At 66.8% G+C, this 18,387-nt stretch carries 18 protein-coding genes; 9 read left to right on the top strand and 9 right to left on the bottom strand.

Annotated features, from left to right (window positions below; all coding sequences use genetic code 11):
* Nucleotides 1–130: 130 nt before the first annotated feature.
* The 4 genes from pncB (at nucleotide 131) to J0I99_RS17030 (ending at nucleotide 4,009) form a co-directional block, all read left to right on the top strand.
* Nucleotides 131–1,438: a nicotinate phosphoribosyltransferase gene (gene pncB / locus J0I99_RS17045; RefSeq protein ID WP_291398735.1), complete on the top strand. Its 1,308-nt coding sequence runs from the start codon at nucleotides 131–133 to the stop codon at nucleotides 1,436–1,438.
* 69 nt (nucleotides 1,439–1,507) lie between these two features.
* Nucleotides 1,508–2,266: a TIM barrel protein gene (locus J0I99_RS17040; RefSeq protein WP_291398734.1), complete on the top strand. Its 759-nt coding sequence runs from the start codon at nucleotides 1,508–1,510 to the stop codon at nucleotides 2,264–2,266.
* Between the two features lie 189 nt (nucleotides 2,267–2,455).
* Nucleotides 2,456–3,400: a VOC family protein gene (locus J0I99_RS17035; RefSeq protein ID WP_291398733.1), complete on the top strand. Its 945-nt coding sequence runs from the start codon at nucleotides 2,456–2,458 to the stop codon at nucleotides 3,398–3,400.
* Nucleotides 3,401–4,009 (top strand): alpha/beta hydrolase, encoded by a 609-nt coding sequence (locus J0I99_RS17030; RefSeq protein WP_291398732.1) that lies wholly within the window; start codon nucleotides 3,401–3,403, stop codon nucleotides 4,007–4,009.
* A 47-nt stretch (nucleotides 4,010–4,056) separates the two neighbouring features.
* Here the strand turns inward: J0I99_RS17030 and J0I99_RS17025 are convergent, their stop codons facing one another.
* The 7 genes from J0I99_RS17025 to J0I99_RS16995 form a co-directional block, all read right to left on the bottom strand.
* The gene (locus J0I99_RS17025) at nucleotides 4,057–4,350 is read right to left on the bottom strand and encodes a GNAT family N-acetyltransferase (RefSeq protein ID WP_291398731.1); all 294 of its coding nucleotides are present in this window, start codon (nucleotides 4,348–4,350) and stop codon (nucleotides 4,057–4,059) included.
* 76 nt (nucleotides 4,351–4,426) lie between these two features.
* Nucleotides 4,427–5,071, bottom strand: a complete 645-nt coding sequence (locus J0I99_RS17020) for a DedA family protein (protein ID WP_291398730.1) — start codon at nucleotides 5,069–5,071, stop codon at nucleotides 4,427–4,429.
* Between the two features lie 48 nt (nucleotides 5,072–5,119).
* A complete protein-coding gene (locus J0I99_RS17015) occupies nucleotides 5,120–5,827 on the bottom strand; it encodes a DedA family protein (protein WP_291389663.1) in 708 nt (235 codons plus the stop codon).
* Between the two features lie 204 nt (nucleotides 5,828–6,031).
* Nucleotides 6,032–7,186, bottom strand: a complete 1,155-nt coding sequence (gene chrA / locus J0I99_RS17010; protein ID WP_291398729.1) for a chromate efflux transporter — start codon at nucleotides 7,184–7,186, stop codon at nucleotides 6,032–6,034.
* Nucleotides 7,187–7,291: 105 nt separating this feature from the next.
* Complete coding sequence (locus tag J0I99_RS17005; RefSeq protein WP_291398728.1) at nucleotides 7,292–8,143, bottom strand: fumarylacetoacetate hydrolase family protein; 852 nt, start codon at nucleotides 8,141–8,143, stop codon at nucleotides 7,292–7,294.
* A gap of 98 nt (nucleotides 8,144–8,241) precedes the next feature.
* Nucleotides 8,242–8,673, bottom strand: a complete 432-nt coding sequence (locus J0I99_RS17000) for an RbsD/FucU domain-containing protein (protein ID WP_291398727.1) — start codon at nucleotides 8,671–8,673, stop codon at nucleotides 8,242–8,244.
* Between the two features lie 27 nt (nucleotides 8,674–8,700).
* A complete protein-coding gene (locus tag J0I99_RS16995; protein ID WP_291389667.1) occupies nucleotides 8,701–9,456 on the bottom strand; it encodes a GntR family transcriptional regulator in 756 nt (251 codons plus the stop codon).
* A gap of 142 nt (nucleotides 9,457–9,598) precedes the next feature.
* Between J0I99_RS16995 and J0I99_RS16990 the strand changes: the two genes are divergently transcribed.
* The 3 genes from J0I99_RS16990 to rnk all read left to right on the top strand — a co-directional run bounded on the left by J0I99_RS16990 (nucleotide 9,599) and on the right by rnk (nucleotide 12,101).
* Nucleotides 9,599–11,152: a UxaA family hydrolase gene (locus J0I99_RS16990; RefSeq protein ID WP_291398726.1), complete on the top strand. Its 1,554-nt coding sequence runs from the start codon at nucleotides 9,599–9,601 to the stop codon at nucleotides 11,150–11,152.
* Nucleotides 11,152–11,430, top strand: a complete 279-nt coding sequence (locus J0I99_RS16985) for an acylphosphatase (protein ID WP_291389669.1) — start codon at nucleotides 11,152–11,154, stop codon at nucleotides 11,428–11,430. Before J0I99_RS16990 ends, J0I99_RS16985 begins: the two co-directional genes overlap by 1 nt.
* Before the next feature lie 272 nt (nucleotides 11,431–11,702).
* On the top strand, nucleotides 11,703–12,101 hold the full coding sequence (gene rnk, locus J0I99_RS16980) for a nucleoside diphosphate kinase regulator (protein ID WP_291398725.1): 399 nt from the start codon (nucleotides 11,703–11,705) through the stop codon (nucleotides 12,099–12,101).
* 70 nt (nucleotides 12,102–12,171) lie between these two features.
* Here rnk and J0I99_RS16975 read toward each other — a convergent pair whose 3' ends face one another.
* A complete protein-coding gene (locus tag J0I99_RS16975; protein WP_291389671.1) occupies nucleotides 12,172–13,080 on the bottom strand; it encodes an SMP-30/gluconolactonase/LRE family protein in 909 nt (302 codons plus the stop codon).
* 115 nt (nucleotides 13,081–13,195) lie between these two features.
* Between J0I99_RS16975 and J0I99_RS16970 the strand changes: the two genes are divergently transcribed.
* A complete protein-coding gene (locus tag J0I99_RS16970; RefSeq protein WP_291398724.1) occupies nucleotides 13,196–14,668 on the top strand; it encodes an NAD-dependent succinate-semialdehyde dehydrogenase in 1,473 nt (490 codons plus the stop codon).
* A 58-nt stretch (nucleotides 14,669–14,726) separates the two neighbouring features.
* Here the strand turns inward: J0I99_RS16970 and cueR are convergent, their stop codons facing one another.
* Nucleotides 14,727–15,128: a Cu(I)-responsive transcriptional regulator gene (gene cueR / locus J0I99_RS16965; RefSeq protein WP_291389673.1), complete on the bottom strand. Its 402-nt coding sequence runs from the start codon at nucleotides 15,126–15,128 to the stop codon at nucleotides 14,727–14,729.
* A gap of 83 nt (nucleotides 15,129–15,211) precedes the next feature.
* Here cueR and J0I99_RS16960 point away from each other — a divergent pair, with 83 nt between their 5' ends.
* Nucleotides 15,212–17,827 carry a heavy metal translocating P-type ATPase gene (locus J0I99_RS16960; RefSeq protein WP_291398723.1) on the top strand — a complete coding sequence of 872 codons (2,616 nt, stop codon included), beginning with the start codon at nucleotides 15,212–15,214 and terminating at the stop codon, nucleotides 17,825–17,827.
* Nucleotides 17,828–18,387 lie beyond the last annotated feature (560 nt).

Below are 18,387 nucleotides of genomic sequence, written 5' to 3'. Positions count from 1 at the left end.
GTATCCGCAATCTATGGTGAAGCGTTGAACTCCGGGCCGAGTGCAGCATCCATCGTCCATTGCCGATGGACACCTCTTTTCTTTTTTTACGTATCCGCCTAGAGGAGTCTGGTGGGGCAGGGGAGGCACGATGCCGAGGACGGATATTGCGCGGCGGGTCTACAACCATGCGTGGAAGCTCGACCCGATCGTCAGGTCGCTGCTCGATACCGACTTCTACAAGCTGCTGATGCTGCAGATGATCTGGGGCCTTTACCCCAAGGTCGACGCCACCTTTTCGCTGATCAACCGCAAGACCTCGGTGCGCCTGGCCGAGGAGATCGACGAGGGCGAACTGCGTGCCCAGCTCGATCACGCGCGGACGCTCAAGTTCTCCAAGAAGGAGATGATCTGGCTGGCGGGCAACAGCTTCTATGGCTCGCGGCAGATCTTTTCGCCCGAGTTCCTGCGCTGGCTCGAGGGGTTCCGCCTGCCCGAGTATCGGCTCGAAAAGCGCGACGGGCAGTATGTGCTGGAGTTCCCCGGTCGGTGGGTCGAGACCACGATGTGGGAGATCCCGGCGCTCGCCATCATCAACGAGCTGCGCAGCCGCGGCGCGCTCAAGGGCTATGGACCGTTCACGCTCGATGTCACCTATGCGCGGGCCAAGGCCAAGATGTGGGAAAAGGTCGAGCGGCTGAAGAAGCTGCGGGACCTGCGCATTTCGGATTTCGGCACGCGGCGGCGGCACTCGTTCCTGTGGCAGCGCTGGTGCGTCGAGGCGCTGAAGGAGGGGCTGGGGCCGGAGGTATTCACCGGCACGTCGAACGTGCTGCTGGCGATGGACAACGACCTCGAGGCGCTGGGCACCAATGCGCACGAACTGCCGATGGTGCTGGCGGCGATCGCGCCCAACGAGGACGCCCTGCGCCATGCGCCCTACCAGGTGCTGCAGGATTGGGAGAGCTACTACGGCGGAAACCTGCTGATCGTGCTGCCCGATGCCTTCGGCACCGACGCGTTCCTGCGCGATGCGCCCGACTGGGTTGCCGACTGGAAGGGGTTCAGGCCCGACAGTGCGCCCGCCATCGAGGGCGGTGAGAGGATCATCGCGTGGTGGAAGGCGCATGGGCGCGACCCGCGCGACAAGCTGCTGATCTTTTCCGACGGGCTCGACGTCGACATGATCGAGGAGGCCTATCACCACTTCCACGGGCGGGTGCGGATGAGCTTTGGCTGGGGTACCAACCTCACCAACGATTTCGCCGGTTGCTCGCCCAGCCCGAACCCGCAGCTCGATCCGATCTCGCTGGTCTGCAAGGTCAGCGAAGCCGACGGACGCCCGGCCGTAAAACTCTCGGACAATCCCGAGAAGGCAACTGGGGATGCGGCCGAGATCCAGCGCTACATCAAGATCTTCGGCGACAAGGGCCGGGTGTCGCACAAGGTCACGGTCTAGAGTACTTGTTTGGTCGGGGTCGTCCGGAAGAGCATGCCGCTTTTCCTGACCCACTCCCGGTAGGTTCACATGCGCTATTCCGCCTGCATCGAGTGGCTCTTCGCCGCCGAGGAACCCGATGTCGCCAATCGCGTCCGCGCCGCCAGGGCGGCGGGGCTGGACGCGGTCGAGTTCTGGCGCTTCTCCAACAAGGATTGCGTGGCAATTCGGCAGGCGCTCGACGAGACCGGACTGACGCTCGCCGGCATCCTGTGCGAGCCGATCGCGCCGCTCGGCGACCCCGAGGCGCATGAGGGGTTTCTCGAGGGTGTGCGCACGTCGCTGGCGGCCGCATCGCAGCTCGGGGCGAAGGTGATGATCGCCCAGGCCGGCGACGTCCAGGCCAACGTGGCGCGAGCGGCGCAGCACGCGGCGATCGTCAAGGTGCTGGGTGAGGCGGCCCGGATCATCGAAGGGTCGGGCGTGATCCTGGCACTGGAGCCGCTCAACGACCGGGTCGACCATCCGGGCTACTACCTTACCTCGACCGAGGAGGGGCTCGATATCATCGATGAAGTCGCGCGGCCCGAGATCAGGCTGCTCTATGACCTCTACCATGCCGCGGTGATGGGCGAAGGGATCGAGGTCCTGACAGGGCGCCTGGATCGCGTCGTGCATGTCCACCTCGCCGACACGCCGGGGCGCGGCGAGCCGGGTAGCGGCCGGATGGACTATGCCGACCGGCTCGAGTGGCTCGAAAAGCAGGGATATTCAGGGCTGATCGGGCTCGAGTACCGACCGAGCGGGGCGACCGTGGATTCGCTCGGCTTTCGCGACCGCGTGGGCTGAGAAGCGGCAGATGCCCCCGGTCGGTTCGATCCGCGCCCGGCAGCCCTGGAACGCCGTACCGATCCCGGCATTGTTCGGTAAACAAGAACAATCCCTTGCGTGGGCGTTATCCTATTCGTGCCCGATGGGCTGGCCTATCTCTATGGCCGAAGCAACCGGCAGCGAGGCCGGTCCAGTCAGGAGGCAGCAATGCTCACTCAGATCAAGGGATTGCATCACGTCACCTCGATGGCGCGCGATGCAGCCGAGAACAACCATTTCTTCACCAGGACGCTCGGCCTGCGCCGGGTGAAGCAGACCGTCAACTTCGACGCGCCCGACGTCTACCACCTCTATTATGGCGACGAGGTCGGCACGCCCGGCACGGTGATGACGCATTTCCCGTTCCCGCATATCGCCCGCGGCCGCCCCGGGACCGGCGAAGTGGGCCGCACCGTCTTCTCCGTGCCCAAGGGCTCGCTCGGCTACTGGCAGGAGCGGTTCGCCGCCGATCGCGTCGGTGACGTCGAGCTGGTCGAAAGCTTCGGCAACAGGCAGCTCAACTTCCGGGCCTCGGAAGGCGATGCCATGGCGCTGGTCGAAGCGGCCGACGACAAGCGCGTGCCGTGGACCGGCAACGGCGTCGATGCCGAGCATGCCATCCGTGGCTTTGACTCGGTGTCGCTACGCCTGCGCGACGACGGCGCCACCGAAGAGTTGCTGAAGTTCATGGGCTACGAGAATGCCGAGTCCCGCAATGGCGTGAAGCGGCTGATCCGGCCCGACGGCAACGGTGCCGATGTCATCGATCTCGAGGTCCTGCCCGACGTCGGCCTTGCCGGGCTCGGCGCCGGCTCGGTGCATCATGTGGCCTTCGCGGTCGAGAACCGGGCGGCGCAGCTCGAGGTGCGCAAGGCCCTGCTCGACACCGGCTACCAGGTCACGCCGCCGATCGACCGGGACTATTTCTGGGCCATCTACTTCCGCACTCCCGGTGGCGTGCTGTTCGAGATCGCGACCAACGAGCCCGGGTTCGACCGGGACGAGGATACCGCGCATCTGGGCGAGAGCCTGAAGCTGCCAACCCAGCATGAGCACCTGAGGAGCGCACTGCAGGAGCACCTGCAGCCGCTCGAGGAAAAGGAGGCCGCGTAAATGGCCGAGGTTATCGACAGCTACGACTTCATCGACATTCCCGGCGCGTCACCCGACGCGCCGGCTTTCTTCCTGTTGCACGGCACGGGTGGCGACGAGCACCAGTTCATCGAGCTCGCGGCCGAACTGAAGCCGGGCGCGCGACGGATCGGGGTGCGCGGCGACGTCTCGGAAGGCGGGGCGCTGCGCTATTTCAGGCGCGTCGGCGAGGGGCGCTACGACATGGCGGACCTGGCGCGGGCCACGGGGAAGCTCGGCGCGTTTGTCGCGGCCAATCGCGGCGGGTCGGCGCAGAGCCTCGGCCTCGGTTACTCGAACGGGGCAAACATCCTCGCCTCGGTGCTGTTCGACGCGCCAGAGCAGTTCGACGCAGCGGTGCTGATGCATCCGCTGATCCCGTTCACGCCCGCGCCGCAGCCTGGCCTCAGGGGCAGGCGGGTGCTGATCACGGCCGGCCGGCGCGACCCGATCGCTCCGGTCCACTCGGCCGAGCTGCTGGCGGCGTATTTCAAGGAGCAGGGCGCCGATACGACGGTGTTCTGGCATGAAGGCGGCCACGAAATCCGGCGCGAAGAGCTGCTGGCGGTTCGGGACTGGCTCAACGCCTGAGACCGCGCGAGGCGCCTCCCTCAGGGGGGGCGCGCTGCGCCTTCGCTTCAGGCGTGCAGGTCCGCCCATTCCGGGTGGCGACGGAACTGGGCGACGACGTAGGAGCAGACCGGCACGATCTTGCCGCCGGTTGCGCGCGTGTGGTCGATGGCCGCCTTCACCAACTGCTCGGCAATGCCGTGGCCGCGATACTGGGGCGGGACCCCGGTATGCTCGGCAACGATGGTGTGGTCGTCCCGGCGCGAGTAGGTCATCTCGGCCTCCGAGCCATCGGGAAGGTAGATCACGTAGCGACCGTGGTTGCCGCTATGCTCGTGCTCGACGGTGAACTGCTCGGCCATGGGATTCCCTGGAGGACGGTCTGGTGCCCGTATCCCTCATATGGCATCGCGTCCTTGCTGCCCATAGGGCTGTCGCTCAGCGGCCGGAGACGACCAGGACGATCCGCCGCCAGTTGTGAACGAGCAGGAACAGCGCGACCAGTACCAGGGCGCCCACGACGATCACGCCCTCGAGGCTCAGGCCCATCGACCTCAGCCAGGTGGACAGCAGCATGCCGGGCAGGATGTGGGCGGCGGCCCAGGCGAAGGCCGAAGTGACGTTGATGACCGAGAAGCGCCGGTAGTCCATGCCGAACATGCCGGCAATCCCGGGCACCACCGCCTTCACGCCGGGAATGAAGCGGCCGATGAAGACCGACTTGCCGCCGTGGCGGGCAAAGAAGGCCTCGCCCCGGTCGATCAGTCCGAGATAGCTGCGGAACGGCCAGATCGTCCTGATCCGATCCTTGAGCCAGTAGCCGACGGTGTAGGAGACGGCATCGCCCACGACAGCGCCGATGACGGCGGCAAGGTAGACTTCCCGGAACGGCAGCCTACCCTCGGCGATCAGGCCACCGGCAAGCAGCAGCACCGGCGTCGAGGGGATGAACAGGCCGAGGATGAACACCGCCTCGGTGGCGGCGATCACGAAGATGAAGGCGATGGCGAGCCAGAGGTTGGCCGCAACCTGCTCGAGCAGCAGTTGGAGCCAGCCGGCCAGCGCGGTGAAGATCTCGAGCATTGCCGCAAGCTAGTGCCGCAACGTGAGAATTGCGTGACAGGGCGACCGCTAGTGGCCCGTCCCCGTCTCGGTCTTGCCGAAACGGGCCTGCAGGGAGCGGCCGAACGCGCCCAGATAGGGGGCAATGGCGAGCAGGATCTTCTTCCAGAAGTGGAGCAGGACGAAGAGCACGGTCAACACCAGCGCACCGACGATGATCACCAGCTCGAGGCTGAGCCCGATCGACTTGAGCCAGCCGGTGAGCAGCATGCCGGGCAGGATATGGGCCGCGGCCCACACGAACGCCGAGATGACGTTGATCACGGAGAAGTGCCGGTACGACATGCCCATCATGCCGGCGACGCCCGGGATCACGGCTTTGACGCCGGTGATGAAGCGGCCGATGAAGATGGCCTTGCCGCCGTGCCGGGCGAAGAAAAGTTCACCCTTCTCGATCAGCGCCAGATGGTTCTTGAACGGCCAGACCGTTCGGATGCGATCCTTGAGGGCCCAGCCGACCACGTAGGAGATGGCGTCGCCGATGATGGCGCCGGCCACCGCGGCAAAGAAGATGGGCCAGAAGGGCAGGCTCCCCTGGGCGATGAGTCCCCCGGTCAGGAGCAGGATCGGGAGCGACGGCACGAGCAGGCCGACGATGAACACCGCTTCGCCGACGCAGACCAGGAAGATGAAGACCAGCGAGAGCCAGAAATTGTCCGAGATGGACTGCATGATCATCTCGAGCCAGGCGGAGATGGTGTGGAAAAATTCGAACATTGGGCCCTTGGCTTGCTCCCAGGCGCCCCTTCCAGGACGCGTCTCCAAAGCGCCAGCGTGTCACGAATGACCGCTCGCCGCCAGCCGCGACTGGCGCGACCAATGCGGCTATTTGACGGGCAATGCATGAACTGTGCGTGAACGTGTCGTCGCCTGGAGGAGCAACCGCCCCCAGGGGTGACGGCCGCGCAGCGCTTGTCGGGATCAGAACAGCGTGAGGCCGGCGCCGAGCAGGGCGCTGGTGAAGACGACGAGCGGGGGCGGGACCTTGCGAAGCAGCAGGGCGAGCGCGGCGGCAGCCCATACCAGGTCGGGCCAGGCGGTGATGCTGCTGGTCGCGACCGGGTCGTAAAGCGTTGCGAGCAGGAGACCGACGACGGCGGCGTTGGCAAGGGTGAGGCCGTGGCGCAGGCGCGCATTGGCCCGCAGCGCCTGCCACCAGTCGAGGGTGGCGAAGACAAGCAGGAGGCTCGGCAGGTAGATCGCGACGAGGGCGAGGATCGCCCCCCACAGGCCGTCGGGTGGGTTGGTGAGCAGCGCCCCGGCATAGGCGGCAAAGCTGAACAGGGGCCCGGGGACCGCCTGGGCGGCACCATATCCGGCAAGGAACAGGTCGCGCGGGATGAGGCCCGGGGTCACGAGCTCGGCCTCGAGCAGGGGCAGCACGACGTGGCCGCCGCCGAAGACGAGCGAGCCGGTGCGGTAGAATTTCTCGGCGATCGTGGCGGTGGGGTCGCCGGTGAGCGCGAGGAGGGGCAGGATGACGAGCAGCGCGGCGAAGGCGCCAAGCCAGTACAGGTCGGCGCGACGGGGCGGCGCCAGGGGCGACGGCGGCGCCGGCTGGACGAGGCCGATCGCGGCGGCCAGCGCGATCAGCGCGACCTGGGTGATGCCGGAGGGGAAGGCGAGGGCGAGGATTGCGGCGCCCAGTGCGATGGCGCGGCGGGGCCAATCGGGGGTCAGCGACCGGGCCATGGCCCACACGGCCTGCGCCACGACGGCGAGGGCGGCCAGCTTCAGCCCATGCAGGGCGCCGTCGGTGAGGGGGCCGGCGAGGTGGGTGACACCGAGGGCGAAGACCAGCAGCAGGATCACGGAAGGGGCCGTGAAGCCCACGAAAGCGGCGATTCCGCCCCAGTAGCCGGCCCGCAGCTTGCCGATGGCGATGCCGACCTGGCTGGAGGCGGGGCCGGGGAGGAACTGGCAGAGCGCGACGAGATCGGCATAGGCGGCGTCATCGAGCCAGCGTCGGCGGGTGACGAACTCGGCATGGAAGTAGCCCAGATGCGCTACCGGACCTCCAAAGCTTGTCAGGCCAAGGAGCAGGAAGATGCGGAAGACTTCTGTGATCGACCTCATGCCGGCTTGCTGCCGCACCGCGGCGTCACAATCAAGCCGGGGGCGGGCGCCGCAAACGAAAGGGGCGCCACATGGGCGCCCCTTGAGGAGTTGTCGAGCGACGGGTCAGGCCGACCAGGCCTTGGTCAGCTGCTGCTGCTCGCCGAGGCCTTCGATGCCGAGCTTCATCACCTGGCCGGGCTTCAGCCAGATCGGGGTCGGCTTCTGGCCCATGCCGACGCCCGGCGGGGTGCCGGTGGTGATGACGTCGCCCGGCTGCAGGCTCATGAACTGGCTGAGATAGGCGACGAGGTGGGCGACGCCGAAGATCATGGTCTTGGTCGAGCCGTCCTGGTAGCGGTGGCCGTCGACGTCGAGCCACATCTTCAGGTTCTGGACGTCCTTGACCTCGTCCTTGGTGACGAGCCAGGGGCCGATCGGGCCGAAGGTGTCGGCCGACTTGCCCTTGGTCCACTGGCCACCGCGCTCGGTCTGGAAGTGGCGCTCGCTCAGGTCGTTCACCACGCAGTAGCCGGCGACGTAGTCGAGCGCGTCCTTCTCCTCGATGTACTTGGCTTCCTTGCCGATGATCACGCCGAGCTCGACTTCCCAGTCCGGCTTCAGCGTGTTCTTGGGCAGGATGACATCGTCGTTCGGTCCGATGATGGCGCTGGTCGCCTTCATGAACAGGATCGGCTCCTTGGGGATGTCGGCGCCGGTCTCGGCGGCGTGGTCGGCATAGTTGAGGCCGATGCACATGAACTTGCCGACATTGCCGACGCAGGGGCCGATGCGCGAGGACTTGTCGAGAACGGGCAGGCTGCCGTGATCGGCCGCGGCGATCCTGGCGAGACCGGCTTCGCCGATCGAGGCGCCGTTGATGTCGGACACGACCGAGCTCAGGTCGCGGTAGGTGCCGTCGGCATGCAGGATGGCGGGCTTTTCGGCGCCCTTGGGGCCGACGCGAAGAAGTTTCATGGGACAGCTCCTCAATTTGGGGCGAAGGCATAGGGCCGGCCCGGCACGAAGTCGAGGCCAACCATGGTCGAATCCGTTCGGCGGGGGCCGTGGCCGGCCTATTCGGGCCGGACGATGCCCTTTTTCAGCAGGACATTGCCATAGAGGCGGCGCTCGCCGGTCTGGACAACGGCGAAGGCGCCGTGCACGCGTTCGTAGAAGGCGAAGCGCTCGAGCATCGCGAGCTTCATGCCCGGCTCATGCTTCTTCACCAGCCTGTCGAACTCCTTGTGCGTGAGCTCGCGCTTCTTGGGGTCGCCGACGACCTCCATGCCGAAGGCCTGCTCGTCGACGAACGTATCGAGCGGCATGAGCGTGAGCACAGCATCCAGCACGTCGGTGGCGCTGAGGCCATCGAGGCGGATCAGCTGCGGACCGGCGCTGTCGGCGGGGTAGTTGGCATCGACGATGGCGATCTCGTCGCCGTGGCCCATGGCGCGCAGCACATAGAGCAGGTCGGGGCCCAGGATCGGAGGTATCCCCTTGAGCATGGTCTTCTCCCTTGGATTATTCGACGCTCAGCCGAACGGAAAGGCGGCGTAGGTGGGGTCCGCGCGCAGCGATGCCCCGTCGGCGAAGAGTTCGGAGTGGTCGGTGGCGAAGGCGATGAGCTCGGCCATGACGGAATCGATGTGGGCCCGCATGGCCGCCGACGCGGCGGCGGCGTCGCCGGCGACGATCCCGTCCAGCACCTTGCGGTGCTCGTTGAGCGTGACGCTGAGGCGGCGCGGGGTCAGGATCAACCGGCGCGCCCGGTCGAGGTTGGCGCGGGTATTCTCGATCACGCCCTTCACCTTGGTGAAACGCATGTCGCCGAAGATGATGTCGTGGAACTCGAGGTCGCGCTCGTGGAAACCGTTGCGGTCGTTGATGTCCACCGCGGCGCGCTGGTAGCTCATGTTACGCTGCAGCGTCTCGATCAGTTCCTCGGAATGGTTGCCGGTGACGACCCGCACGGCCTCGGCTTCGAGCGCCTTGCGGATCAGCATGTATTCGAGCACGTCGGCGATGCGCACCAGCGAGACGGTGGAGCCGCGCTGGGGCAGGATGTCGACCAGGCCCTCGGCCTGGAGGCGCGCCAATGCCTCGGACACCGGGAAGCGCGAGACGCCGAGTCGTTCGCAGATGGCGCCTTTGTCGATTACCTCGCCCGGCTTCAGGTCGAGTTGCACGATGGCCTGGCGCAGCGTGTCGGTGACGAACACGGTCACGTTGCCGCGCGTCGGTGTCGCGGGGACCGAGAGAAATTGGTAGGGACTTGCGTCTGGCTTCATGCTAACATGTTAGTTGGACTGCCGGAGCAATTCAATCGCGACCGGTTGTCGCCCGAGCGCATTTCCGCCGCAAGCCGGCACGGCCGGGCGTCACCGGTTTTCGGCAGTCCAGGCCCGAAGTCCCATTTTGCATGAGCCACCGATGTCCGAAGTCATGTCCCGCCCCGCGGCCGCCAAGACGCTGCTGCTCAACCCCAGCGACAATGTCGCGGTTGCCCTCGTCAATCTCGATGTCGGCACCGATACGCCGCAGGGGGTGCGGACGACCAAGCGCGTGCCCAAGGGACACAAGTTCTCGGTGCGGGCGATCGCCGCCGGCGAGCCGATCGTCAAGTTCGGCCAGATCATCGGCTTCGCCAGGGACAGCGTGCCGCCGGGCGAGTGGATGCACGAGCACAACGTGACCATCGGCGAGGATCATGGTGCGTTCGAGCGCGACTATGCCTTCGGTGAGGGCGTGGTGCCGGTCGACTTCGTGCCGGACGACGAGCGGGCGACGTTCCAGGGGTTCAAGCGCGCCAACGGGCAGGTGGGGACGCGCAACTACGTCGGCATCCTCACCTCGGTGAACTGCTCGACGACGGTCGCCGGGTTCATCGCGCGCGAGATCGAGCGCTCGGGCATCCTCGACGATTATCCGAACATCGACGGCGTCGTGGCGCTCAAGCAGGCCAATGGCTGCGTGATCGACTATCGCGGGGTGATCTTCGACACGCTCAAGAAGACGACATGGGGCTACGCCACGAACCCCAACATGGGCGGCGTGATCATGGTCGGGCTGGGCTGCGAGGGCTTCCAGATCCCGCGGCTCAAGGAGGCTTATGGCGTCACCGAGAACGAGACGTTCCGCACCATGACCATCCAGGAGGTCGGCGGTACCAGGAAGACCGTCGAGGCCGGGGTTGAGGCGGTGAAGGCCATGCTGCCGATCGTCAACCGGTCGACCCGTACGACGCAGCCGGCGTCGGAGCTGATGCTGGCGCTGCAGTGCGGCGGCTCGGACGGCTATTCGGGCATCACCGCCAATCCGGCGCTGGGCGTCGCGGCCGACATCCTGGTCCGGCACGGCGGCACGGCAATCCTTTCCGAGACGCCGGAAATCTATGGGGCCGAGCACCTGCTGACGCGCCGCGCCAAGACACGGGAGGTTGGCGAGAAGCTCATCGATATCATCCATTGGTGGGAAGATTACGCCGAGCGCAACAACATGGAGATGAACAACAACCCGTCTCCAGGAAACAAGTTGGGCGGACTTACGACAATTCTGGAGAAATCGCTTGGTGCGGCCGCAAAAGGCGGGACAACGCCGCTCAATGCAGTGTATCATTATGCCGAACCAGTGACCGAGAAGGGGTTCGTCTTCATGGACACGCCCGGCTACGACCCGGTATCGGCGACCGGCCAGGTGGCCGGCGGTGCGAACGTGCTCTGCTTCACCACGGGCCGCGGCTCGGCCTATGGCTGCAAGCCGACGCCGTCGATCAAGATCGCCACGAACTCGGACATCTACCACAAGATGATCGACGACATGGACATCAACGGTGGCGACGTCGTCGAAGGCGGCTCGCTCGAAGAGAAGGGGCAGGAGATCTTCGACGAGATCCTCGCCGTGGCTTCGGGCAAGAAATCCAAGTCGGAACTCCTGGGCTACGGCGACAACGAGTTTGTCCCCTGGCAGATCGGCGCCACGTTCTGATGCGCCGGTCCGTCCACGTGATCATCAGCGGACGGGTGCAGGGGGTCGGATTTCGTGCCTTCGTGGTCGATGAAGCGCAGGCGCTCGGCCTCGACGGTTGGGTACGCAATCGCCGCGACGGGACCGTCGAGGTGGTGTTCGCCGGCGATGAGCAGGAGATCCAGCATATCCTGATGGAACTGCACGCGGGACCGCCGGCGTCGGCGGTCACCGATGTGCGCACGGGGCCGTACGAGGCTCCGCTGCCCAAGGGTTTCAGCGCGCTGCCCACGGCGTGAGGCTGGGCCGATTTGACATTGCCGCCAGCATCCCCATATTGGCTGCATGTCTTGCTTCGCGACCATTACTGGTGTCGAGCCGCGCTGGGAAACGCCCATCGCAGGACTATAGCCCCATGACTCGCGCCTGAGGCGCCGGCGGGTCCGGGGATATCCTGGTCCGCGCGGAACACGCCCGGCCAGTCATGCAAGGCGCCAATCTCAAGCATTCAGCGAGCTATCGCGGGGCCGATGTGCCCATGCGGACGCTCACACTCGAAAGGAATTTCACGATGCCATCGCTGCGTCGCCAAGACCTCAAGCCGAAGATCGTCCTCAGCGAGGACGACCATCGCATGCTCATCGCCCTTGCCATGGCTGGCAGCGGGCACTCCTCCGATGCTGCCGACGATCTCCTCTACGAGGTCGAGCGGGCCCGCGTCGTGCCCCAGAAGAAGCTCGCGCCGAGCGTGGTTCGCATGGGCTCGACCGTGACCTACCGTCCCGACAACGGAGCCGACCGCACGGTGACGCTGGTCTATCCCGCCGAAGCCGACATTGCCGAGGGCAAGATCTCGGTGCTGACGCCGGTCGGCACGGCGCTGGTCGGCCTCGATGTCGGCCAGTCCATCACCTGGGTCAGCCGGGACGGGGCAAAGCACGTGCTGACGGTGCTGTCGGTCGACGCATGATACCGGCGCGGCCCCGGGCCGGTGTGGCCGCCTGAGCCAGGCGGCCGACCGGACCCGGCGGCCTGCCAGCCTAGGGGCGACGCGCCCCGTTCACGGCCAGGTAGATGCTGTGCAGGCTCTGCGTGGCGCAGATGAACAGGCGGTTGCGGCGGGGGCCGCCGAACTCGACATTGGCCACGCTGTCGGGCGTCAGGATCTTGCCGAGCAGGACGCCCGAGGGGTTGAAGCAGTGCACGCCGTCCCAGGCGGAGGTCCAGATGTTGCCGCGATCATCGACGCGGAAGCCGTCGGGCAGGCCGACATCGGTGACGCAGAAGACGCGGCTGTTGCCGACGGTGTTGTCGGCATGCACGTCGAAGGCGCGGATGTGGCGGGGCAGGTCCTCGCCGTGGCTGTAGGCGCTGTCGGCGACGTAGAGGATCGACTCGTCGGGCGAGAAAGCCAGCCCGTTGGGGCGGATGAAGTCGTCGACGACGACCTTGAGCGTGCCCGTCGCCGGATCGAGGCAGAAGACGTAGCAGCCGTCCTGCTCGAACTCGCCCTTGTAGCCCTCGTAGTCGGAGAGGATGCCGTAGCCGGGATCGGTGAACCAGATGGTGCCGTCGGACTTCACGACGACGTCGTTGGGCGCGTTGAGCTTTTTGCCCCGGTAGCTGTCGGCGAGCACGGTGATGGTGCCGTCGAGTTCGGTGCGAACCACGTTGCGGCCGCCGTGCGAGCAGGACACGAGCCGGCCTTCGCGGTCACGCGTGTTGCCGTTGATGTAGTTGGAGTTGTGGCGGAACACCGAGGCGCCGCCGTCGGGCGTCCAGCGCATGAGGCGGTTGTTGGGGATGTCGGACCAGATCAGCTGGTTGGCATCGCCGAACCACACCGGGCCCTCGGCCCAGCGGCAGTCGGAGAACAGGGTTTCGAGCTTGGCGCTCCCCTGGATCAGGTTCCCGAATTCCTTTTCATGACGCTCGTAGATGCCGGCCATCGACTCCCCCAGTCTGGTTTTCGGCGGCATCCAACAGGAAGTTCCGGAGCCGGGCAAGGCCACTTGCACTGACCGAGGGCGAGGTGCAGAGCTTTCGGCCTGAAGGAGAATTCCGATGCCGATCACCGACGCGCTGAATAGCCATCTCAAGGACAGGTCGCTGCTCAAGGCGGCCGCCCATATCGGTGGGCGATGGCTGGAGACGGCGGAGAACGGCTCGACGTTCAAGGTCACCAACCCCTCCACCGGGGAGGTGCTGGCCGTGCTGCCGAACTGCGGCGTCGCCGAAGCCAGGCTCGCCATCGCGGCGGCGGAGGCGGCGCAGGCGGAATGGGCGAGAAAGACCGGCAAGTCGCGCGCCGCGGTGCTGCGCCGGCTCTACGATCTGATGGTCGAGAACGCCGACGACCTGGCCGCGATCATGACGGCCGAGCAGGGCAAGCCGGTGCCCGAGGCGAAGGGCGAGGTGCTCTATGGCGCGAGCTATGTCGAGTGGTTCGGCGAGGAGGCCAAGCGTGTGTATGGCGACACGATCCCCGGCCATCAGGAGGACAAGCGCATCATCGTCATCAAGCAGCCGGTCGGGGTGGTGGCGACGATCACGCCGTGGAACTTCCCCAACTCGATGCTGGCCCGGAAGATGGCCCCCGCGCTGGCAGCGGGCTGTGCGGTGGTGAGCAAGCCGGCCGCGGAGACCCCCCTCTCCGCCATTGCGCTGGCGGTGCTGGCCGAGCGGGCCGGGCTGCCGGGCGGGCTGTTCAACCTGTTGCCGTCGACGCATTCGTCCGACCTGGGCAAGGAGTTCTGCTCCAACGAGATCGTCCGCAAGATCAGTTTCACCGGCTCGACCGAGGTCGGCCGCATCCTGATGCGGCAGGCGGCGGACCAGGTGAAGCGGCTGGGGCTGGAACTCGGCGGCAATGCGCCGTTCATCGTGTTCGACGACGCCGATCTCGATGCGGCGGTCGAGGGCGCCATGGTGTCGAAATACCGCAATAACGGGCAGACCTGCGTGTGCGCCAACCGCATCTATGTGCAGGCCGACGTCTACGACGAGTTCGCGGACAAGTTCGCCGCCGCGGTGGCCAAGCTTCGGGTCGGTGACGGGTTTGGCGAGGGGATCACCACAGGGCCGCTGATCGACGAGAAGGCGGTGGAGAAAGTGGAGCGGCACCTCACCGATGCGCTACGCAAGGGCGGCAGGCTACTGGCGGGCGGCAAGCGTCGAGGCGGGCTGTTCTTCGAGCCCACCATCGTCGCAGACGCCACGGCCGACATGGTGCTGGCGCGCGAGGAAACGTTCGGGCCGCTGGCGCCGCTGTTCCGGTTCGAGACGGTGGAGGAAGTGATCGAACTCGCCAATGCGACGGAGTTCGGGCTCGCCTCATACTTTTACGCGACGGACCTCAGCCGCGTCTTCAAGGTGGCCGAGGCGCTCGACTACGGCATGGTCGGGATCAACACCGGGCTGATCTCCACCGAACTGGCGCCGTTCGGCGGGGTGAAGCAGTCGGGGCACGGACGCGAGGGATCGAAATACGGGATCGAGGACTATCTCGATATCAAGTATCTGTGCCTGAGCGTCTAGGCAGTAGCGCTCGGCTCCGCCCCACCCAGTTTCGGCAGACGGTCCGGACGCCGGCCCGTCAATGCCGGTGCGGCATCCCCGCCAACCCTTCGATGATAGGGCAGTCCGGCCGGTGGTCGCCGTCGCAGGCGGCCGACAGGTTGGCCAGGGTGGCGCGCATCTCGCCCATCAGCCGAATCTTGGCGTCGAGTTCGGCGATATGGGTCTGGGTCAGCGCCTTGACGTCGGCGCTCGAGCGATGCGTGTCGCCCCAGAGCCGGAGCAGGTCGCGGATCTGGTCGATCGAGAAGCCGAGATCGCGGGCGCGGCGGATGAAGCCGAGGCGATGGATGTCGTGGTGGCCGTAGTCGCGGTAGTTGCTGTCCCGCCGGTCCGCCGAGGGGATCAGGCCGATCGCTTCGTAGTGGCGGATCATCTTGGCGGATACGCCGGTCAGCCTCGAGGCCTCGCCGATCTGCATGCTCGTTTCCATCCTAAACAACAGACTTGACCTTACCATGATGGGAAGGTGCAGAACAAGGTCCAGTAGGATAGGAACGGACCATGGACACACATCAGCACAACCATTCGCATGGCAGTCACGAGGGCGCGGTGACGCGCGACCCGGTATGCGGCATGATCGTCGACATGGCGAAGACGCCGCATCGCACCACCCATGAGGGGCGCGAGATCGGCTTCTGTTCGGCCGGCTGCAAGGGCAAGTTCGAGGCCGATCCGGACAGGTATCTCAAGGCCACCGACCCCGTGTGCGGCATGCAGGTGGACCGGACGACAGCGCGCCACATGCTCAAGCACGAGGGCACGCGATACTATTTCTGCAGCGAGGGCTGCCAGAAGAGCTTCGAGGCCGATCCGGCGAAGTATCTGAATGCCAAGCCGTTCGTGTTGCCGGGGATACCGGCGGGCGGGGCGGCCCCCTCCGGCCAGCCTGCGGCTGGCCACCTCCCCCGCCCCGCGGGGGAGGATCACGCGGGGCACGACCACGCCCACCACGCGCACCACGGCCATTCGCATGGCGCCGCGCCGGTGGACCCAGCCAGCGTGCCTCAGGGCACCAAGTGGACGTGCCCGATGCATCCAGAGATCGTCAAGGACGGGCCGGGCGATTGCCCGATCTGCGGCATGGCGCTCGAGCCGATGGTAGCTTCGCTCGGTGACGGGCCGAATCCGGAGCTGGTCGACTTCACGCGCCGGCTGTGGGTGAGCGCCCTGCTGAGCGTGCCAATCCTGGTCCTGGCCATGGGCGGGATGGTCGGTGTCCCGGTGCGCGAGTGGATCGGAGAGGATCTTGCGACCTGGCTCGAGCTGGTGCTGGCGACGCCCGTGGTGCTGTGGGCGGCCTGGCCGTTCTTCCGGCGCTTCTGGAACTCGCTGCGCAACCGTTCGCCCAACATGTGGACGCTGATCGGGCTGGGGGTCGGCGCGTCCTACCTGTTCTCGGTGGTGGCCGTGCTGTTCCCGCAGATCTTCCCGATGAGCATGACGCATATGGGCGGCAAGCCGCCGGTCTATTTCGAGGCCGCCTCGGTGATCGTGGCGCTGGTGTTCGTCGGGCAGGTGCTGGAACTGCGCGCCCGCGATGCCACCGGCAAGGCGATCAGGGCGCTGCTCAACCTCGCGCCCAAGACGGCGCGGCGGGTCTGGCAGGGCCGCGATATCGAGGTGCCGATCGAAGAGGTCGTCGCCGGCGACTGGCTGCGGGTGCGGCCGGGCGAGGCGGTGCCGGTCGATGGCGTGGTGCTGGAAGGGCAGAGCTTCGTCGATGAATCGATGCTGACCGGCGAGCCGGTGCCGGTCGAGAAGACCAGGGACGAGGCGGTGACCGGTGGCACCCTCAATGGCCAGGGCAGCTTCGTCATGAAGGCGACCCATGTCGGCGCCGAGACGCGGCTCAGCCAGATCGTCGCGCTGGTGGGCAAGGCGCAGCGCAGCCGCGCGCCGATCCAGGATCTCGCCGACCGGGTTGCCGCCTGGTTCGTGCCGGCGGTCGTCGTGATCGCCATCGGCGCGTTCGTCGCCTGGCTGGTGTTCGGGGGTGACCTGGGCGAGGCGGTGATCGCGGCGATCTCGGTGCTGATCATCGCCTGTCCGTGTGCGCTGGGCCTCGCAACGCCGATGTCGGTGATGGTCGCGACCGGGCGCGGTGCGCATGCCGGCGTGCTGGTCAAGGATGCCAAGGCGCTCGAGGCTTTCGCGCGGGTCGACACGCTGGTGGTCGACAAGACCGGCACGCTGACCGAAGGCCGGCCGACGCTGGAGCAGGTGATCCCGGTGCGGGGCGTGGACGAGGGCTTCGTGCTCTCGGTTGCCGCGGCGCTGGAGAAGCACTCCGAGCATCCGATCGCGCATGCGGTGGTGAAGGGCGCGGAGGCGCGCGGCGCCCGGGTCCTCCTCGCCGAGGGTTTCACCTCGCTCACGGGGCGCGGCATCAGGGGCGATGTCGGCGCGAAGCCGGCACTGATGGGCAATATCCGGCTCCTGCAGGAGCAGGGCATTGCCGTGGACGACAAGCTCGCCGAGCTGGTCGGGCAGCAGGCGGCGGCGGGCAAGACGGCGATCCTCGTGGCGCATGACGGAGCGGCGATCGGTGTTGTCACCGTGGCCGATCCGATCAAGGCAGGAGCCCGCGAGGCGATCGCGAGCCTGCGCGCCGACGGCGTGGCGGTGGTCATGGCGACCGGCGATGCCAGGGGGACCGCCGAGGCCGTGGGCCGCGATCTGGGGCTCAGCGAGGTGCGCGCCGGCATGACGCCGGAGGACAAGCACACGCTGATCGGTGAACTCAAGCGCCAGGGCCGCGCGGTGGCCTTTGCCGGCGACGGCGTCAACGACGCCCCGGCCCTTGCCGCTGCCGATGTCGGCGTCGCCATGGGCACGGGTGCCGACGTGGCCATCGAGAGTGCCGGCATCACGCTGCTCAAGGGCGACCTCGCCGGCATCGTCAAGGCGCGCCGGCTCGCCAAGGCGACGCTCCAGAACATCAAGCAGAACCTGTGGCTGGCGTTCGGCTACAACGCCGTCTGCATCCCGCTCGCGGCCGGCGTCCTCTACCCGCTCACCGGCTGGCTGCTGTCGCCGATGATCGCCGCCGCGGCGATGTCGCTGAGTTCGGTCAGCGTGATCGCCAACGCACTGCGGCTGAACGGGGTGAAGCTGTAGGACCTCTCGTCAGCTGGGGCACCGTTCTGCCCACACCCATCCGGCGAGCGTCGTATCCCCCGCCGAGTGCCGCCCCACCCTCATCCGGGCTTCGCCCACCTTCTCCCATCCAGGGAGAAGGTGCCCGAAGGGCGGATGAGGGGGCCCACGTTCGGGACTGGCGACGCAGCGCCTTGGGCCCCACCCCACCCAGTTCCGCTAGGCAGCAAGCTGCCAAGCTCCACTACCCTCCCCATCAAGGGGAGGGAGACGATGGAACCGAAGCTTGCAGTCGGATTCTCCCTCCCCCCCGTGGGGAGGGGGGACCGGCGAAGCCGGTGGGTGGGGGGGCCCCACGCACCAGCCGAAAGTCTTTCGCACAAAACTTATCCCCCCACCACCCAGCCCCCCTTATCCTCTCCCGGTCCTTCGCACGGGCGGCGGTCGCGACGAACGAACGGTGGGGGATATCGAGGGTCATGGGAGTCGTCCCATGGCGGGTCGGTGTCGTGGGCAACCGGCCGACTGGTCAGGTCCCGTCCTGGTAACAGGGGTGTGGAGAGAACCAGCCGCGCACGCTC

Source organism: Devosia sp., from assembly GCF_017307495.1.
Classification (GTDB): domain Bacteria; phylum Pseudomonadota; class Alphaproteobacteria; order Rhizobiales; family Devosiaceae; genus Devosia_A.
The sequence above is the reverse complement of the archived record's forward strand: the minus strand, read 5'-3'. Positions and strand labels throughout refer to the sequence as shown.

What these genes read in the sequence shown, in the direction of transcription:
- pncB (WP_291398735.1), top strand. Translation starts at nt 131, where the DNA reads ATGCCGAGGACGGATATTGCGCGGCGGGTCTACAACCATGCGTGGAAG.
- J0I99_RS17040 (WP_291398734.1), top strand. Translation starts at nt 1,508, where the DNA reads ATGCGCTATTCCGCCTGCATCGAGTGGCTCTTCGCCGCCGAGGAACCC.
- J0I99_RS17035 (WP_291398733.1), top strand. Translation starts at nt 2,456, where the DNA reads ATGCTCACTCAGATCAAGGGATTGCATCACGTCACCTCGATGGCGCGC.
- J0I99_RS17030 (WP_291398732.1), top strand. Translation starts at nt 3,401, where the DNA reads ATGGCCGAGGTTATCGACAGCTACGACTTCATCGACATTCCCGGCGCG.
- J0I99_RS17025 (WP_291398731.1), bottom strand. Translation starts at nt 4,350, where the DNA reads ATGGCCGAGCAGTTCACCGTCGAGCACGAGCATAGCGGCAACCACGGT.
- J0I99_RS17020 (WP_291398730.1), bottom strand. Translation starts at nt 5,071, where the DNA reads ATGCTCGAGATCTTCACCGCGCTGGCCGGCTGGCTCCAACTGCTGCTC.
- J0I99_RS17015 (WP_291389663.1), bottom strand. Translation starts at nt 5,827, where the DNA reads ATGTTCGAATTTTTCCACACCATCTCCGCCTGGCTCGAGATGATCATG.
- chrA (WP_291398729.1), bottom strand. Translation starts at nt 7,186, where the DNA reads ATGAGGTCGATCACAGAAGTCTTCCGCATCTTCCTGCTCCTTGGCCTG.
- J0I99_RS17005 (WP_291398728.1), bottom strand. Translation starts at nt 8,143, where the DNA reads ATGAAACTTCTTCGCGTCGGCCCCAAGGGCGCCGAAAAGCCCGCCATC.
- J0I99_RS17000 (WP_291398727.1), bottom strand. Translation starts at nt 8,673, where the DNA reads ATGCTCAAGGGGATACCTCCGATCCTGGGCCCCGACCTGCTCTATGTG.
- J0I99_RS16995 (WP_291389667.1), bottom strand. Translation starts at nt 9,456, where the DNA reads ATGAAGCCAGACGCAAGTCCCTACCAATTTCTCTCGGTCCCCGCGACA.
- J0I99_RS16990 (WP_291398726.1), top strand. Translation starts at nt 9,599, where the DNA reads ATGTCCGAAGTCATGTCCCGCCCCGCGGCCGCCAAGACGCTGCTGCTC.
- J0I99_RS16985 (WP_291389669.1), top strand. Translation starts at nt 11,152, where the DNA reads ATGCGCCGGTCCGTCCACGTGATCATCAGCGGACGGGTGCAGGGGGTC.
- rnk (WP_291398725.1), top strand. Translation starts at nt 11,703, where the DNA reads ATGCCATCGCTGCGTCGCCAAGACCTCAAGCCGAAGATCGTCCTCAGC.
- J0I99_RS16975 (WP_291389671.1), bottom strand. Translation starts at nt 13,080, where the DNA reads ATGGCCGGCATCTACGAGCGTCATGAAAAGGAATTCGGGAACCTGATC.
- J0I99_RS16970 (WP_291398724.1), top strand. Translation starts at nt 13,196, where the DNA reads ATGCCGATCACCGACGCGCTGAATAGCCATCTCAAGGACAGGTCGCTG.
- cueR (WP_291389673.1), bottom strand. Translation starts at nt 15,128, where the DNA reads ATGCAGATCGGCGAGGCCTCGAGGCTGACCGGCGTATCCGCCAAGATG.
- J0I99_RS16960 (WP_291398723.1), top strand. Translation starts at nt 15,212, where the DNA reads ATGGACACACATCAGCACAACCATTCGCATGGCAGTCACGAGGGCGCG.